This is a genomic window from Bacteroides sp. 3_2_5 (assembly GCF_000159855.2).
Lineage (GTDB): Bacteria > Bacteroidota > Bacteroidia > Bacteroidales > Bacteroidaceae > Bacteroides > Bacteroides fragilis.
On sequence record NZ_JH636044.1, the window covers coordinates 12,158 to 31,115 of the forward strand.

Sequence of the window (18,958 nt, forward strand, 5' to 3'; positions counted from 1 at the left end):
ACACTCAGGCAAGGAAATCTGCTCACCAGAGCGGGAACTGTCCGTGTGATCGGATACTCGTTCAATAGTACGGCAGCGATGGGAACGATCCCTTCATCCTATACTTATAACAGTACTTCCGTCACTATCCCGAATATGAACAGTGACTTTATGGTCTATGACTCGGGGGACATAGCGAATGTGAGCACAATCAGCCACAACCTGTCGGTTAGTTTCACGCAAAAACTCTGCAAGCTGACGGTTAAACTCTCCTTGTCACAGTTTGGGAGCAACACGTTTACCAACTGTACGGGGGTATATGTTTCTCAAGGGGGCAATGCGTCTGCCTGGACGATAGGTCCCTCTACAAATAATGTAAGTGCCAATACCGGAAATACACCTACATTCAATATAGCCAATAACTCTACTGCCACTGTGCGGTTAGTCCCTTTTTCGGGTTCCCGGGCAATCACGGTGCATATCGGCACGTTGAAACTTAGTAATTACTTCAATGCGAATAACCGGAATATCACCTCAAGCCAGAATGTGCAGTTGCTACCGGGAAAGAGTTATACCATTACGCTGAAGTTTGAGTTGGGGATACAATTGGCGGCGAGCGACATTAACCTGACACAAAACGGATGTACGGCGAGTGATAAGAATGATTTGGCAAAGCTGAGATGGGCTACAGGAAATTTGAAGAGTACAGGAAATGTTAATTACGTGTGGGCATCTTCGCAAACAGAAGGCGGACATTTTTATTCCTTCAATAAACTTTATGATGGAAGCACCGGAGATCCATGTTCTAAACTAAACACTGCATATTATGGTACAAATTGGCGAACACCATCTAAAAATGAACTGGAAAAGCTGTCACGATGTACAGATTTAGTTCATACTAATGGAGGAATGTGGTTTATGAATAACCGTTTAGGGCTATTTTTAAAAGCAGCAGGAATGCGACTGGAAAGTGGAGCGGGCTTAGAGGGAACGGGATCAGGAACTGGTGGTGTTTATGTAACTTCAACAGTAGGGAGGAATGGAAACAATTGCTATGCTATGGAATTTACTACAAAACCAGGGATATATGTCAGTGATGATGGCTCTTGGTGGTGTCTCCAAATTAATGGTTATTCTGTCCGTTGTGTAAAAGGTACCAAACAATAATATTCACTTTTAAACTAACCTATTAAACAAACTTGATTCATTAGCATGAGTGCAATATTGTGTCACATGCAATTATAAAAGGTATGATAACAAGATTATAAAAATGCTGATAACTTGGCACTTCCATACATGTTGAACGAAATAAGAAACAAGATTCTTTGCTATGGACAGAAAGCGTTTTGTCTATAGCAAAGAATCTGACATTGAATGAATATTTGACCGGTTCCAGTTTGTTTCGTGCTATAGATAAGTTCTGTAATGTAGTGGAGATAAATTGGAAATTAGATTTATAAAATATAGATTTAGTTTTTCAAACGATGTTTCAAAAGACGTACGTTTTTTGAAACACAATTGTGTATTCATTACCGTTATATCTGATTGTAATACACAAACTTACGCATAATAAAAGTGGTATCAAACAGCCTTTCCGGACTCATACGAAGATGTATAGGTCCGCAATGCGTCTTTGATACGATTATTCACTTTAATATCTTAGTATATGAATAGAACTTTTATTATGCGAGAGTGTCTCGGTAAAGCCTTATGGCTGTGTTTTTGCCTTTCGATAGCAGGATGTGCCGAAGATGACAGAATGACTCCCCTGTCTGCTGACAGCGGGGATACTGCCGACGAGTTAATTCCTATCCATATCAGTCTGACGGGTGACAACGACTATCATTCTTCCTCTTTTAACGACGCTTCGACCCGTAGCCACTCTCCCCTGATCGCCGAATGGGTGGGAGTAAAAGCTTTCTCACCTACACGCACAGGAGAGCAACCGGACTATGAAGGTCCACGGATAGCCTCGATGGAACTGACGGAAGATACCCTACCCCGTGTAAGTACCCGTGCAACAGTGCCTGCGGGAGTCTATTTCCGGCTGATTGTTTTCCGGAAGTCCGGAAGTGAATATGTCTTCCAGTCGGCTGACGATTACACCTCCAATGGTACGGGCACTCCTGTACTCAAACAAGGGAGACTGCTGACACGCTCCGGAACGATACGTGTGGTGGGTTACTCCTTTAATACCACTACAGCTGCCGACTTGGGAACTATGCCTTCCACGTATGCCTACAACAGCAGCACAGTGTCTATCCCTAACATGAGCAAGGACTTCATGACCTTCGATTCCGGAGATATAACGAATGTAAATAGCCTCAGCCACAATCTTCCGGTGAGTTTCAATCAGAAGTTGTGCAAACTGACAATTACCATCAGTCCTACCGGATTTCCAAGCAATACGATCACCAATTGCACGGGTGTATATGTAAAGCAAGGGGGAAACTCCACATCATGGAAGATCGGCCCTTCGACCAATGTGGTGGCCGCCAACACGAATAATACGGCGGCATTCAGTCCGAGCACGACCCTAAGTACAACCATACGCATGGTTCCGTTTGCAGGGGCCAGAACGATAACAGTGCATTTCAATACACTGACGGTAGGCGGACGGATTGTGAACAACAACACCGAAATCACGTCCACCCAAAGCGTACAGTTGAAGGAAGGGAAAAGCTATACACTAAAAATACAGTTTAAAAAGGGACCCGGCATCAATGTGTTGGAGAGTGATATAAACCTTACAGGTAACGGGTGTACGGCTCAGGATAAGAAGGATCTGGCTAAATTAATATGGGCGGACGGGAATCTGAAATCAACAGGAAATTCTAACTATGTGTGGACCACTTCAACAGATAGAGGTTATTACTATACTTGGTATAGTACTTACACAGGAAATACAAGCCAAAATAATACCGATCCATGTTCGAAACTTAACGTTTCAACTTATGGAACCGGGTGGCGTACACCGTCGCGAAACGAACTAACCAAGTTATCTCGGTGTACAAATAAGGCAAAAGTAAATAATGGAATGTGGTTTATGAATAGTTCCAAGGGGCTCTTTCTGCCATTAGCTGGACATACACCTAGTGCATCTGGAGCCAGTACTGGTGGTAATGCAGTAGTGAACGGTAATCGCGATGGTAATTATTGGTGTACAGAGAAATATTATCGTTTTTTGTTTGGAACAAATGGACACACAGTTTCCGACGCAGCTTCTGGTGCCTTTGGATGTTCTGTTCGTTGCGTGAAAGGTACCAAACAATAATATTCACTTTTAAACTTAACAAATCATGAAAACAGAACTCAAAGGCTGGCTTGCGGACAATACCGTGACCACCGACAACAAAGAAGACAAAATCCTGGTATTGGAAAGTGCCGGAAACCTGACGCTGTCCGATGTACTGGATGAAATGAAGAAAGAAGATACCGGCTTGCGGGCAGAGACTTTAAAGCATGCCGTCGACCTCTTTCAGCGTACAGTATCGGAATTGGTACTGAACGGATACTCTGTCAATACGGGGCTTTTTCGTGCCGTACCCCAGTTTCGCGGGGTAATAGACGGCGGAGTATGGAATTCCGAGAAAAATTCTATCTATGTTTCCTTCAATCAGGATAAGGATTTACGTGAAACTATCGCACGGACCGGCGTGAAGATTCTGGGAGCCAAAGGTGACCCGGCCTACTTCATCGGTGGTGAAGACGCCGCCACCCGTGCTACGGACGGTAGTGCAACTGCGGGACGTAACTATCGTCTGCAAGGAAAGAATATTAAAGTAACTGGTACAGATCCTGCCGTAGGTATCGTCTTGATTGATGAAAAAGGCACGGAAACGAAGCTACCGATGGATATGATAGCAGTAAACAACCCTTCGGAAGTATTGGTGCTACTTCCTGCCGACTTGAAAGACGGAACCTATGAGCTGCGACTGACTACACAATACTGCCACAGTTCGCAGACAATGCTAAAAACGCCGAGAACTGTCAGTCGATTTATCAATATCGGCGCATCCCAGGGGAGTGGTGATGACGATATTGTAGATGATCCAACGGCCTGATAGTAAACATACCGGCACATTTCATATCGTCCCGCATTGAGAAAATTCAATGCGGGACAATTTTGTATAATGCGTATACAGCATTATCTACGGATCGTATACTACTCTATATACACACCGTATACAGAGTTGCATACAGTGCGTAGACAGAACGATCTATTTCCCATATTCAGTTAGCCACCATTGCCTCTGTCGGAGTGACCCCATAAAGTGTACGGAAACATTTAGTGAAATAGGCGGGCGAAGTAAAACCGGTCATATAAGCTATCTCACTGATATTGTACTGCCGGGCTTTAAGCAAAAGCATTGCTTTATTGAGCCGGTAATTCCTCAGGTAATCGGTGGGGGAAACCCCGAACAGTGTTTTCATCTTCCGGTAAAGGTGCACCCTCGACAATCCCAAATGTTCACTCAGGTCTTCGATGCTGAAATCGGAGTTTTCATATTGCGTGTCGACAATGCTCAGCAGCTTGTCCCTGAACAACTCGTCTACCTTCATCAGTTTGCATACCTCCACATTGTCCATCGTACCGGCCCGGAGATTCTTCATATAAGCTTCCTTCATCTTCTGCCGTTCCGAAATCATGTTGATGATACGTATTTTCAGGAAGTCGATGTTGAAAGGTTTGGGAATATACTCGTCTGCCCCCTCGGCAATGCCGTAGATGCGCTGGCTGTCTTCGGACAAGGCTGTCAGTAGTATGATGGGGATATGGCTGAAAGCAAGATCATTCTTCACCCGGTTAACCAGCTGGAACCCATTCATACCGGGCATTAATACATCGCTCAGAATCAGGTGAAAAGCATCACCCTGTCCCAACAAGTCCAATGCTTCATTACCATTACCTGCCACTTCTACCTGAAAATTGGCGGACAGCTCTTTCCGTAAGCTATATCGTACATCGGGATCGTCTTCCACGACCAGGACATGGTAATCATAGGTTTTAGAAAGCATTTCGTTGACCACCGTCGTATCCACCTCCATATCGTGATAACTGAGATTGAAGCGATCGGTCTCTTCCAGTATATACTCGTGTGTATAGTGAGCGATATCTTTATAAAGCCGGACGCTGAATAAAGTATACTCTCCCGGTTGACTCTCTGCACGGATTTCACCGTCATGCAGGTCGACATACTCTTTTGAAAGATTGAGTCCAATGCCAAAGCCTACTGTACCGAAAGTCTTATTACCGGTATAGAAGCGTTCAAACAGGTGTTCCATACTCTCTTTTGAAATTCCCCGCCCGTGATCCTCCACTTCCAGCAGGACAGTTTCTGCTTCACCGGTAATCCGGACAGAAATATCTCCCCCACTATCCGAATATTTAAAGGCATTCGAAATGATATTTACCAACACCTGCTCTATCTTATTGACATCGATGTAAATGTTCAGTTCGTCAATATTGGTAGAGAACCGGTAATGAATCTGCTTCTCTTCGGCAATACCGGTAAAGTAGTCGAAAACTTCCCTTACCATCCCGATCAAATCTACCTGACGCAAAATCAATTTCATCTTATCGTTGTCGATTCTTCGGAAATCGAGTATCTGGTTGACAATCCTGTAGAGCCGGTCTACATTCCGTTTCATCAAAGCCACGTCTTCTTGAATAGAAGGATCAAGCTTGGAGTTCTTTATCAATTTATTGACCGGTCCAAGTATCAGTGTAAGAGGAGTACGGATTTCATGGGAGATATTGGTGAAAAATTGTAGTTTCTGGTTGGAGATATTCTCAATCTGGCTATTCTTGACAGCCAGTTCTTCTTTTTGAGCTTCTACAAGCTGATTTTTATCATGCAGTTCTTTATTCTTATTTTTAACCCGGAGGTTCATGTACATTACATATCCCAGCAAAGGGATAATGAGCAACATCAATGCCAAAATCAGGATAGTAGAGTTGCGCAGGAACTTGAAACGAGACAATAAATTATCTTCTTCCTGCTTCTGCCGGTTGATTCTTTTCTGGTAGTGGTTGAGTTGTTCGGACTGTGCCAAAATGGTCTTCGCATTCCCCCGATTGATAATGGCAGTGTTCAATACATAGTTTTTCTTCACCTTTTCTCCATTAATAATCTGCATGGCCACCTGAATGGAAATAGCACCTCCGGTAGGGTACTGGAACGAGGCTTCCAACTTCTCATCGGCTACGGCTTGCAATCCGGCACCGTCACCATATACCCCGTCGATACCTATAAACCGGATACGTTTGCCGGACACGGAATCACGCTTCATGATGACGTCCCGGGCAGCAAGCGCCATCACGTCGTTGTGGGCATAGACCAGATCGATGTCGGCAAAAGTAGCTAACCTGTTGACAGCGTCATAAGCACTGTTATAATGCCATTTTCCAAAAACCTGAGTCACCTGAAAATTCTTATCACTACGAAGATGATCGATAAATCCATCATGACGCTCCATAGCAGGCGACGAACCTTCCAGTCCCCATATCTCGAGTATTTTGGAGTTGGTGGGCAATTGTCCGTTAATGTATTCACCAATGGCAGAACCAATGTTGTAATTATTGGCACCGATAGAGACCGTATATTCATCCGATTGTATCTTACGGTCGTGAATAATGGTAGGAATACCTTTCCGATAAGCTTCTACAGCCACATCGGTAATGGGAACAGCCTCGTTAGGCGAAATGATGAGTACATCCACGTTCTGGGAAATCAATTTCCGAATCTGAGATACCTGTCTGCTGCTGTTGTCCATAGCATTATATACCACCAACTCTACGTTGCGGTAATTGGAGGCCTCAATCTGCATTTCGAGCAATACGGCTTCGCGCCAGGAATCGGAGGTACACTGAGAAAAACCAATGACGTACTTTTTGTCTCCTTCCTCTTTGGGTTGGCAAGAGGACAAGAATATAGATAAACCTGCAAAAAGCAGAAAGGCCAGTCGGAATAGATTTGTGTTTTTCATGTTGCGTTTTCCTTAATAATACATATATAAGACGTCCTGAAGCAAAGAAACAGGACGCCTTTTCCGGAAAAAATGAACGACAAGGTGTATCGGGACTCTGTGCCACTCTGTGGTGAACGATGACACGCCTCTGCCTACATCTTCCCCTTTCTATCCGTCGACTTTACCAGATAGACTTTACCGAGAACACTTCCAGGTTCTTAACTTCTATGTTGTTACCCCAGAAATGGAGCCCTTCACGATTGCCCTCACGCGGACTGCGCTTCATCGAATACGAATAGGCTCCCCCATCAATAAAGACTTCGATGGAAGTGCGATCAATGTAGATGTCGGCTGTCAATTCCATACTGGTGCGGTCGTCAGGTGAGTAGAACACTCCATTGATCAGGTTGGAGTTCATATCATAGTCCACCAGAGGCTGACCGTAAAGATTCAGTCCGGCACTGGTAGCATGTGACAGTTTGATAGTTGTTCTGATCCGCAAACAATCCTTACTGGAGAACGCCTGTAAGCGTTGATTGGCCGCATCAGAGCTAAGTGAAGTCCAGTTTCCTACAGGCTGGAACAGTTGCTCGGTCTCTCTGACAGGCACACTAAACAGACGAACTCCCTTTGAAGTAGTGCGGAGTGTCAGTTCGTTGGGCAGCAACATCATTCCATTGAACGGCATACCGTCATGTGAGATTCGTCCCCATCCTATTTGTATGCGACGTCCGTCACTGGCAGGTATGTTACTATAAGTCTGGGCAGCATACATGCTTCCGGTATAATAATAGTATTTGCCGGCTTCCGGGGTAAACGTCTGTCCATCGAATGAGCCCAGCATATAGGTACCGGAAGCTCCGTACATCACCCATTTAGTGTGATTCTTATCGCCATCTACCGGTAATTCAAACAATTCCGGGCATTCCCAGAATCCGGTTACATGACTCTTATATTCCCAATTCTTCAGGTCGGCAGAATTATAAATCGAGTGTCCGTCCCGTTCATTAAGTACCATCACCCAATGTTTGCCGGGAGCATACCAGAAGACCTTCGGGTCGCGTGTATCCTTACTGTTCCATTTCGCTTTCGAGTCTATCACCGGGTTACCTTCATACTTGGTAAACGTACGTCCTTTATCGAGACTGTAAGCGATACACTGCCGCTGTTTCTCCGGATTATCCACTGTATAGGCAGCTACCAATGCCGGTTCGTTTTTCTTATTGAATCCGGCGGTATTATCATAATCGATCACGGCCGAACCGGAAAAAATAGTTCCCAGCTCATCGGGATGCAGAGCATCCGGCAGTTCCTCCCAATGTACCAGATCACGGCTCACGGCATGTCCCCAATGCATATTTTCCCATTCCCGTTCATAAGGGTTGTGCTGATAGAAAAGATGGTATTCACCTTCGTAAAAAACCAGTCCGTTAGGGTCGTTGATCCATCCCCGGCGAGTGGTGAAATGAAATTGCGGACGGTTTTTTTCTGCATACAAGCTATCTTGCCCCGCAATCACATCGTCCTGATAGATTTTCTCCAATCCGGCAGACTCCCCTTCATAGCTGATGCGAAGTGTCTTTCCTTTCCAGGAAGAGACATCGCAGAATACCCAGTAGTCGGGTTTCTCGTCAGCCAGACGGATTACGAAGTTACGTTCCGGAGTACCTTTTACCTCGAATGTCATTTTCTTCCGGTCCACTTGGTGGGAAACAGGAAGGTTGATATACTTCTTCGTTATCTTCAGCGTAACGTCGCCGGCAAATGAAGCAAACAGGTTACCGGCAAGCAGCGTTGCGGTAAAAAATAATTTTGTAGTCAAATGCATAGTTTTATTTTGTTAGTTAATAATGGAAAACCTGAGTGCAAGTTTACGGATTTTTTCAGGGATATGCTATCACTCAGCGTACAAAACGTATCACGCAAGTTACTTCAAGGGGGGGACTTTACGGTAACATGGATGTAACGAGTTTGTCACTCAGCGTTCAAACGATCGTAAAGGGCACGAAATCTTACTCCTCTACTTTTGCATCAAATTATTAACGCATACTAAAAAACATGAAACGAGTTCTGAAGCTAGTATCATCCATTCTTTTATTATCAGTCATGGGCGGTCATCTCTACGCCGACGAAAAAGCAAACGTAGTAAAACAAGGTACGATCCGGGGACGTATCATCGACACTTCCAAACAAACACTACCGGGTGCCTCGATCTACATCGAGAACCTGAAGACAGGAGTTATCAGTGACGTAAACGGTTTCTATACCTTCGCCAACCTCAACCCGGGGACTTATACGGTAAAAGTAACTTATGTGGGATATGCCCCCGTAGAAATGAAAATAACCATTCCCGAAGGCAAGACACTCGAAAGAGATGTCATACTGAACGAAGGAGTCGAATTGCAGGAAATTGTAATAGGCGGTGCTTTTCAGGGACAGCGCCGTGCCATCAACTCACAAAAGAGCAGTCTGGGCATCAAAAATGTAGTTTCTGCCGACCAGGTAGGCAAGTTTCCGGATTCAAACATCGGAGATGCACTGAAACGTATTTCGGGTATCAACGTACAGTATGATCAGGGTGAAGCCCGTTTCGGACAGGTACGCGGTACATCGGCGGACCTCAGTTCGGTCACCATCAACGGCAACCGCATTCCTTCGGCCGAAGGGGATACACGCAACGTACAACTTGACCTGATTCCGGCCGATATGATTCAGACCATCGAAGTCAGTAAAGTGGTAACTTCGGATATGGATGCCGATGCCATCGGCGGATCTATCAATCTGGTCACCAAGAATTCACCCTATAAACGGACGCTGACAGCTACTGCCGGTTCGGGCTACAACTGGATCAGCGAGAAAGCACAGTTGAATCTGGGACTGACTTATGGCGACCGTTTCTTTAACGACAAACTGGGGGTCATGTTATCGGCTTCCTATCAGAATGCCCCATCGGGTTCCTACGATACCGAGTTTCTTTGGGAGAAAGACGACAAAGGAAACGTATATATCAACGACTACCAAATACGCCGGTACTATGTAACCCGTGAACGCCAAAGCTATTCGGCAGCCTTGGACTGGGATATCAGCGAAAACCACAAATTGATGTTTAAAGGAATTTTCAATAACCGGAACGACTGGGAGAACCGATACCGCACTACTCTGAAAGATATGGATGAAGAGGGAAAAGCAACTGTACGCGTACAGACTAAAGCCGGTACGCCGGACAATCGCAACGCCCGCCTGGAACGCCAACGCACGATGGACTTCACATTGGGAGGCGAGCATCTGTTCGGACCGGTGTCTATGGATTGGAATGCCAGTTACGCCAAAGCAACAGAGGAGCGTCCGAACGAACGTTACATTGATTTCCAACTGAAGAAACAGCAATTCGACATGGATCTGAGCAACGAACGCGAACCGCTGGCTACACCAAAGTCCGGTTCTACAATGACACTGAACAAAGATTTCGGCCTGAAGGAACTCACCGAACAACAGGAAGACATCAAGGAAAAAGACCTGAAATTCTCCATGAACTTCAAACTCCCCTTCCGGAACGGAAACAAACTGAAATTCGGTGCCAAGGTGGTACGCAAAACCAAAGATAAAGAGGTAGACTTTTATGAATATACTCCGAAAGATGAAGAGGCATTCATGGCCAACAGCCTGCAGAACACGGTAGATCAAACCAACAAAAACTTCATGCCGGACCATAAATATCAGGCAGGCATTTACGCCGACAAACAATATGTAGGTTCACTGGACCTGAACAATCCCTCCCTCTTTGACAAAGAACAGGTGCAGGAAGAGTTAGCCGGTAACTTCGAAGCACGTGAAACCGTAAGTTCGGGCTACATCCGTTTCGACCAGAAGCTCACGGACAACGTAGAACTGATGACCGGGCTCCGCATCGAAAACACCAGCCTCAGCTATACCGGACGCACGTATGACGACGAAACAGACCAAACCTCGAAGACTGCCCGAGAAACGAACAGTTACATCAACTTCCTCCCGTCACTCCTCATGAAATGGAACGTAAACGAGGATTTCAAAGTACGCGGTTCGTTTACTCAGACATTGTCACGTCCGAAGTATTCTGCTCTGGTACCCAGTGTCAACATCAAACGTTCGGATAACGAAGTGACAGTGGGTAATCCCGGCCTGAAACCTACTCTTTCTTATAACTTCGACCTGAGTGCGGATTATTATTTCAAAAGTATCGGTCTGGTCAGCGCAGGAGTATTCTATAAGAAAATAGACGATTTCATTGTCAACCAAGTGTCTACAAACTACGAATACAACGGCAACCTATACAACCGCTTTATCCAGCCCAAGAATGCGGGTAATGCCAATCTGATAGGTATGGAACTCTCTTACCAGCGTGATTTCGGATTTATCGCTCCTGCCCTGAAATGTATCGGTTTTTATGGCACTTACACCTTCACTCACTCCCGTGTGGAAGACTTCAACTTCGAAGGACGCGAAAATGAAAAGGATCTGAGCCTGCCGGGTTCTCCGAAGCATACAGCCAATGCATCGCTCTATTTTGAGAAAAATGGACTGAACCTCCGCCTGAGCTACAACTTTGCATCGGCCTTCATCGATGAAATGGGTGAAGACACCTTTCACGACCGCTATTACGACCGCGTGAACTATCTGGACGTAAACGCCAGTTACACTTTTGCGAAACACTACACCCTCTATGCCGAAGCAAACAACCTGCTGAACCAACCCCTCCGCTATTATCAGGGGACTCAGGACCGCACCATGCAGGCTGAATACTACGGTGTAAAGATTAATGCCGGATTTAAGATCAACTTTTAACCGGCTATCAGAGGAGGTTGAACCCACGGTGCACCGCCGATCAGAAAACGCTGCACCGTTGATCAGAAAACGGTGCACCGTTTCTAAAGGAACGGTGCACCGTGGGTCTGAGATCAAAACCGTCTTCTCGCATCACTGACGAAAAAACGTATTCAATTCATTAATAATCAATATAAAAACTCATATTTATGAAATTAAAAAACTTACTGATACTACTGTTTATCTCCATTGTCGCAACCGCTTCGGCCCAGCTCAAGGATTACTCTATGTTTGACAAGAAGTTTAACTTCTACATTGCTAACGACCTGGGACGTAACGGCTACTACGATCAAAAGCCGATTGCCGAATTAATGGGAACTATGGGTGAGGAAATAGGACCGGAATTTGTGCTGGCTGCCGGAGATGTCCATCATTTCGAAGGAGTACGCAGCGTAAACGACCCGCTCTGGATGACCAACTTTGAACTGATTTACAGTCACCCGGAACTCATGATCGACTGGTATCCCGTACTGGGAAACCACGAATACCGGGGCAACACACAAGCTGTACTGGACTACAGCGGAGTGAGCCGCCGCTGGACCATGCCTGCCCGTTACTACACCAAGACATTCGAAGAAAAAGGAGCCACCGTCCGCATCGTCTGGATAGATACTGCTCCTCTGATCGATAAATACCGTAACGAAAGCGCAACCTATCCCGATGCATGTCATCAGGATATGAACGGACAGTTGGCCTGGCTGGACTCGGTGCTGACTGTTGCCAAAGAAGACTGGGTGATCGTTGCCGGGCATCATCCGATCTATGCCGAAACCCCGAAAGACCAGAGCGAACGCAGCGACTTACAGAGCCGCCTCGATCCTATTCTGAGAAAGCATAAAGTAGATATGTACATTTGCGGACATATCCACAACTTCCAACACATCCGCGTACCGGGAAGCGACATCGACTATATCGTAAACTCTGCCGGATCACTGGCACGCAAGGTGAAACCGATTGAGGGAACTCAGTTCTGCAGCCCCGAACCTGGCTTCTCAGTCTGCTCCATTGATAAACAGGAACTGAACCTGCGGATGATCGATAAAAAAGGGAATATACTTTATACGGTAACCCGGAAAAAATAAATCACTCTCTTGAAAAATGCACAATTTTGAAAGAGCCGGCTTCTTCGTGACGAAAGAGCCGGCTCTGTTTATTATTTATCAGTCTTGGGCCTCAAATCATCTTTGGGAATCGTAGACTCATTGCCGTCACGCATAGCCATATAGTGAGGCGACATGATTTCGACGCCCGCTTCATTAAAGCGATCCTGAATATTCTGATGCAGGTCCGAATATATCTGAGCCAATTTATCCGCCTCACGGATATAAGCATTGATTTGATAAACCGGATACCAGTCACTCAACGAAGTTTCAAGCACAAAAGGACGCGGATCGTCAATCACCCCGGGAGTATTCAAGGCAGCCTCTATCAATAGCTGATGAACCTGACGCCAGGGAACATCATATCCGATGGTCACTTCCGAGTGAATAATCAGACCGTATTCGCGGGCCGAAGCGCTATAGTTCACTGTATGGGATGACATGATAAACGAGTTCGGAATGGTTACCACCTCATTCTTCGGTGTCTTGATCCGGGTCACCAAAGGCGTTTTCTCGATTACATTCCCGGTAGTATCATTCAGCTGGATCCGGTCGCCCAGTTTAAAAGGACGCATATAAGTAATGACCAGCCCCGCAATCACATTACCGATTACCGTGCTGGATCCTAAAGAAATGATCAGACCGACAAAAACAGATATCCCCTGGAATACTCCATTCTTAGCCCCCGGCAAATAGGGATAGATCATCGCAATCATAAAAGCATAAAGCAGAAAACGGATGATATGATAAGTAGGCATTGCCCAGTCGGGATAGAAGCCACCGAACTTGAGCCGCCCCGCCTCTACCTCACGGGACAAGTAGTGAACCAAGCGCACCAGATACTTAACGGCAAAACAGATGATAAGAATGGCAAACAAATTGGGAATATAATCGACTATACCTACCAGTATGTTCTTGATCGGGTTCCAGATATACGAAAATATCTGATAGGCCAGCCCCTTGGTCTGTGGGAAGATAGCGAACAAAAGGGGAACGGTAATCAACAATTGGAGAAGCATGATTACGTAGCGCAGCAAATTGGAAAGGAAGATCAACAGGTTGACCTGCCGCTGCGTATCCAATAACTCGTAATTCTGAATAGAGATCGGCTTCAGCCTGGTATCCTTCAGCTTTTGGATACGTACTTTCAGTTTACGGAACAGCCAGCCTGTAAGCCAAAACAACAGATACTGCCCTGCCAATACCAGGACAAAATACAGAATACGCTTACCCAGTTGCCACAAACTATGCTCCTCCTTCAACTCTTTCAGTTTCTGTACTACAATCTTCCGCTTATCCGTTGCCAACTGCTCGCGCGAACGTCCTTCCCATAGTCCGTCCTGGTCGGTAAACGAAGCAATGACTTTATTGCCGTACATCAGATCGGTTACGATATCGCTGCTCTCGATATAGACAGAATCGGGATGCAGGGTAAACCGTTTACCCAACTGCATGATGGCCGCATCGATCATTTCGGCCCGCTGCAAAGGGGTATATCCCCCACGCTTGGTATACAAATAAAACAATGTATCGCCTTCGACCACTACCGGTACTCCCGGCGTAAACTGGCGAAGTGAGTCGATACGTGCCCTTTGCTGAGCTAATTTCACAGAGTCGGCAGCAAAAGCTTTCAGCCTCATCTGCTCCATTTCCATACGCATATTGGCTTCGCTCAGACGCGCCTCCTCCAGCTCTTTCTTCATATCTGCCATCCGTACGGAATCCGAATCGTTCCGAACTGCGGTCCGGGTAGCCACACTATCACCCGTCAATATCTCACGAACCGCCTTTCCCAACTGTGCGCACATATTGTTGGTCACCAACAGAAACAACAAAAGGCCGAATAATCTGTTCTTTTTCATATCAAAAACTCATAAAGTAATTGTCACCGGAATGGATAAACGTGCCAAACATACAGATTGTTTTTGACATAGCATAGATCGAAATCATTATATTTGCACCCGAATCCGTAATTTAAAGGTATAGACATGGATATATTACTGCTTATTGGAGGATTACTCCTCATTTTGATAGGTGCCAACTGCCTGACAGATGGTGCTGCGTCCGTAGCCAAGCGATTCCGTATTCCTTCCATCGTAATCGGCCTGACTATCGTAGCTTTCGGAACTTCCGCCCCGGAACTGACCGTTAGCGTATCGTCCGCCCTGAAAGGTAGCGCGGACATCGCCGTAGGTAACGTAGTGGGAAGTAATATCTTCAATACATTGATGATCGTCGGGTGCACCGCTCTATTTGCTCCTATCGTAATTACCCGGAATACTTTGCGGAAAGAGATTCCGCTATGCATTCTTTCCTCCATCGTCCTGCTGATATGCGCCAATGACGTTTTTCTGAATAAAGCTTCCAGCAACATACTAAGCATCTCGGACGGACTGATTCTGCTCTGTTTCTTCACCATCTTCCTGGGCTACACATTTGCCATAGCCTCACCCACAAACAATACTCAACCGGAAGAGGAAATCAAAAGCCTCCCGATGTGGAAATCCGTACTTTTCATTCTGGGCGGATTGGCCGGACTTATTTTCGGGGGACAATGGTTTGTAGAGGGAGCAAGCAACATCGCACGGCACCTTGGCGTCAGCGAATCTGTTATCGGACTCACACTGGTAGCCGGAGGTACCTCCCTACCGGAACTTGCTACATCGATAGTGGCTGCCTTGAAAAAGAATCCGGAAATAGCCATCGGTAATGTGATCGGCAGTAATCTGTTCAACATCTTCTTTGTATTGGGATGCAGTGCTTCCATCACTCCCTTGCGGCTGACAGGCATCAATAACTTCGACCTTTTCACCTTGGTCGGTTCGGGCATTCTGCTCTGGTTTTTCGGATTATTTTTTGCCAAACGCACCATCACACGGATCGAAGGAAGTATTCTGGTGTTATGCTATATAGCCTACACCACCTATCTGATCTATCAGATTTGATAACATCGAGACACATAGTTTTTAGTTTTCGTACGTGGTAATTTAAAGATTATCACGTATCTTTGCCCCCTCATCATAAATACAAGCTATGGCCATTACAATTAAAAAGGTATCGACAAAAAGAGAACTTAAAAAATTCATTCGTTTTAATTACGAATTATACAAAGAGAATCCTTATTCCGTACCTGACCTCTACGACGACATGCTGAATACATTCAATAAGAAGAAAAATGCGGCATTCGAGTTCTGTGAGGCCGAGTACTTTCTGGCTTATAAAGACGGAAAAATCGTAGGGCGCATCGCAGGTATTATCAATCACCGTGCCAACGCCACCTGGAACAAAAAAGATGTCCGTTTCGGTTGGATCGACTTCATCGACGACCTTGAAGTATCTTCCAGACTTCTGCAAACCGTAGAAGAATGGGGTAAATCCAAAGGGATGGAGAACATTCAGGGACCTCTTGGATTTACCGACTTCGACGCAGAAGGTATGCTGATCGAAGGATTCGACCAACTCAGCACCATGGCAACCATCTACAATCATCCCTACTATCCGCAACACATGGAGAAACTGGGATTTGAGAAAGATGCCGACTGGGTGGAATACAAAATTTATATTCCTGACGCCATCCCTGAGAAGCACCAGCGCATATCCGATCTTATTCAGCGTAAATATAACCTCAAGATAAAGAAATATACCTCATCCAGAAAGATTGCAGCCGATTACGGACAAGCCATCTTTGAGTTGATGAACGAAGCTTATAGTCCGCTGTACGGATACTCTCCGCTTTCGCAACGGCAAATTGACCAATATGTTAAAATGTACCTTCCGATTGTCGACTTGCGAATGGTAACCCTGATCACAGATGCGGAAGACAAGTTAATTGCCGTAGGCATTTCAATGCCTTCACTTTCGGAAGCGTTACAGAAATCGCATGGACGCCTTTTGCCCCTCGGATGGTATTATCTGCTAAAGGCATTGTTCATGAAACGACGCGCCAAAATGCTTGACCTGCTGCTTGTAGCCGTGAAACCGGAGTACCAAAACAAAGGTGTTAACGCTTTGTTATTTTCCGATTTAATTCCGGTTTATCAAAAATTAGGTTTTATCTTTGCAGAAAGCAACCCCGAACTGGAAATGAACGGAAAGGTTCAGGCACAATGGGAATACTTTAAAACCGAACAACATAAACGTCGTCGTGCGTTTACTAAGAAGATAGACTAAAAACAATGGAAGAGAACGAACTGATACCTGTAGACAACAACCCTGTAGAATATACAGACGACAACATCCGCCACCTGAGCGACATGGAACATGTGCGCACCCGTCCGGGTATGTACATCGGTAAGCTGGGCGACGGTTCGCATCCCGAAGACGGAATATATGTCCTTCTGAAAGAAGTTATTGACAACAGTATCGACGAGTTCAAAATGCAATCCGGCAAGAAGATCGAAATCAGAGTGGAAGAGAATCTTCGTGTCAGTGTACGCGACTACGGCCGCGGTATCCCACAGGGAAAACTAATAGAGGCAGTCAGTGTGCTGAACACCGGTGGTAAGTATGACAGCAAGGCTTTCAAGAAAAGTGTCGGACTGAACGGTGTCGGCGTGAAAGCTGTCAATGCTTTGAGCTCAAACTTTGAAGTACGTAGTTACCGGGATGGTAAAGTGCGTTGCGCCACCTTTACCAAAGGAGAGTTGGTGACAGACCACACAGAAGATACGGAAGAAGAAAACGGTACTTACATCTTCTTCGAACCGGATGAAACTTTATTCCTGAATTATAGTTTCCGTCCCGAATTTATCGAGACGATGCTGCGCAATTACACATACCTGAACACCGGGCTGGCAATTATCTATAATGGCCAACGGATCCTTTCGCGCAATGGCCTGGTAGATTTGCTGAATGATAACATGACAGCTACCGGCCTCTACCCCATCGTACATCTGAAGGGCGAAGATATCGAGATAGCCTTTACCCATACCGGACAGTACGGAGAGGAGTACTACTCATTTGTAAACGGTCAGCATACCACTCAGGGAGGTACCCATCAAAGTGCTTTCAAAGAACACATCGCCCGCACCATCAAAGAGTTCTATAACAAGAATCAAGACTATACTGACATCCGTAACGGACTGGTAGCCGCCATTGCTGTCAACGTGGAAGAACCTATGTTTGAAAGCCAGACCAAAATCAAACTCGGCTCTACCAATATGTCGCCGGGAGGCATCACAGTAAATAAGTTCGTGGGTGACTTCATAAAACAGGAGGTAGACAATTTCCTCCACAAACATGCCGATATAGCCGAAATCATGTTGCAAAAGATACAGGATTCGGAAAAAGAACGCAAAGCCATTGCCGGAGTGACCAAACTGGCACGTGAACGCGCCAAGAAAGCCAACCTGCACAACCGGAAGCTGCGTGATTGCCGCGTCCACCTGAACGATGTGAAAGGCAAAGGGCTGGAAGAGGAATCGTGCATTTTCATCACCGAGGGTGACTCGGCAAGCGGCTCTATCACCAAAAGCCGGGATGTGAACACACAAGCCGTATTCAGCCTCCGCGGTAAGCCTCTCAACTCTTTCGGCCTGACCAAAAAAGTAGTTTACGAGAACGAAGAATTCAATCTGCTGCAAGCTGCATTGAATATAGAAGACGGTATCGAAGGCTTACGCTACAACAAAGTGATCGTGGCTACCGATGCCGATGTGGATGGTATGCACATCCGCTTGTTGCTGATTACTTTCTTCCTTCAGTTCTTCCCCGATCTGATAAAGAAAGGACATGTATATATACTCCAAACTCCTCTCTTCCGCGTACGCAATAAAAAGAAAACGCTTTATTGTTATACCGAAGAAGAGCGTGTAAATGCTATTAAAGAGCTTAGCCCGAATCCGGAAATCACCCGTTTTAAAGGTTTGGGGGAAATCTCGCCCGACGAATTCAGACACTTTATCGGCAAAGATATGCGTCTCGAACAAGTATCGCTGCGCAAAACAGACACGGTAAAAGAACTACTCGAATTTTACATGGGTAAGAATACAATGGAACGGCAAAACTTTATTATTGATAATCTGGTTATAGAAGAAGACATCGCATAA

11 protein-coding genes are annotated in these 18,958 nt (G+C 45.6%); 8 read left to right on the top strand and 3 right to left on the bottom strand.

All coding sequences use genetic code 11. The annotated features are described in order from the left end of the window. From BSHG_RS17390 to BSHG_RS17380, 3 genes are all read left to right on the top strand, one after another. On the top strand, window positions 1-1,146 hold a 1,146-nt coding region (locus tag BSHG_RS17390; RefSeq protein ID WP_008657763.1), incomplete at its 5' end, for a fimbrillin family protein. A gap of 499 nt (window positions 1,147-1,645) precedes the next feature. Next, window positions 1,646-3,253 carry a fimbrillin family protein gene (locus BSHG_RS17385; RefSeq protein WP_008657764.1) on the top strand — a complete coding sequence of 536 codons (1,608 nt, stop codon included), beginning with the start codon at window positions 1,646-1,648 and terminating at the stop codon, window positions 3,251-3,253. A 25-nt stretch (window positions 3,254-3,278) separates the two neighbouring features. Continuing rightward, window positions 3,279-4,043, top strand: a complete 765-nt coding sequence (locus BSHG_RS17380; RefSeq protein ID WP_005814060.1) for a DNA-binding domain-containing protein — start codon at window positions 3,279-3,281, stop codon at window positions 4,041-4,043. A gap of 169 nt (window positions 4,044-4,212) precedes the next feature. Here BSHG_RS17380 and BSHG_RS17375 read toward each other — a convergent pair whose 3' ends face one another. Further along, complete coding sequence (locus BSHG_RS17375) at window positions 4,213-6,969, bottom strand: substrate-binding domain-containing protein (protein WP_005814059.1); 2,757 nt, start codon at window positions 6,967-6,969, stop codon at window positions 4,213-4,215. A gap of 163 nt (window positions 6,970-7,132) precedes the next feature. Continuing rightward, on the bottom strand, window positions 7,133-8,779 hold the full coding sequence (locus BSHG_RS17370) for a glycoside hydrolase family 32 protein (RefSeq protein ID WP_008657767.1): 1,647 nt from the start codon (window positions 8,777-8,779) through the stop codon (window positions 7,133-7,135). Between the two features lie 230 nt (window positions 8,780-9,009). Here BSHG_RS17370 and BSHG_RS17365 point away from each other — a divergent pair, with 230 nt between their 5' ends. Further along, window positions 9,010-11,772, top strand: coding sequence for a TonB-dependent receptor (locus BSHG_RS17365; protein WP_008657768.1), 2,763 nt, complete (start codon window positions 9,010-9,012; stop codon window positions 11,770-11,772). Between the two features lie 188 nt (window positions 11,773-11,960). Next, a complete protein-coding gene (locus BSHG_RS17360; RefSeq protein ID WP_005797170.1) occupies window positions 11,961-12,893 on the top strand; it encodes a metallophosphoesterase in 933 nt (310 codons plus the stop codon). Window positions 12,894-12,964: 71 nt separating this feature from the next. Here the strand turns inward: BSHG_RS17360 and BSHG_RS17355 are convergent, their stop codons facing one another. Continuing rightward, the gene (locus BSHG_RS17355; protein WP_005797169.1) at window positions 12,965-14,773 is read right to left on the bottom strand and encodes a mechanosensitive ion channel family protein; all 1,809 of its coding nucleotides are present in this window, start codon (window positions 14,771-14,773) and stop codon (window positions 12,965-12,967) included. Between the two features lie 126 nt (window positions 14,774-14,899). Here BSHG_RS17355 and BSHG_RS17350 point away from each other — a divergent pair, with 126 nt between their 5' ends. The 3 genes from BSHG_RS17350 (at window position 14,900) to BSHG_RS17340 (ending at window position 18,958) form a co-directional block, all read left to right on the top strand. Further along, entirely contained in the window at window positions 14,900-15,856 is a 957-nt protein-coding gene (locus tag BSHG_RS17350; RefSeq protein ID WP_005783471.1) for a calcium/sodium antiporter, read from the top strand. Between the two features lie 88 nt (window positions 15,857-15,944). Next, a complete protein-coding gene (locus BSHG_RS17345; RefSeq protein WP_005783472.1) occupies window positions 15,945-17,081 on the top strand; it encodes a hypothetical protein in 1,137 nt (378 codons plus the stop codon). 5 nt (window positions 17,082-17,086) lie between these two features. After that, window positions 17,087-18,958: a DNA topoisomerase IV subunit B gene (locus BSHG_RS17340; RefSeq protein WP_005814051.1), complete on the top strand. Its 1,872-nt coding sequence runs from the start codon at window positions 17,087-17,089 to the stop codon at window positions 18,956-18,958.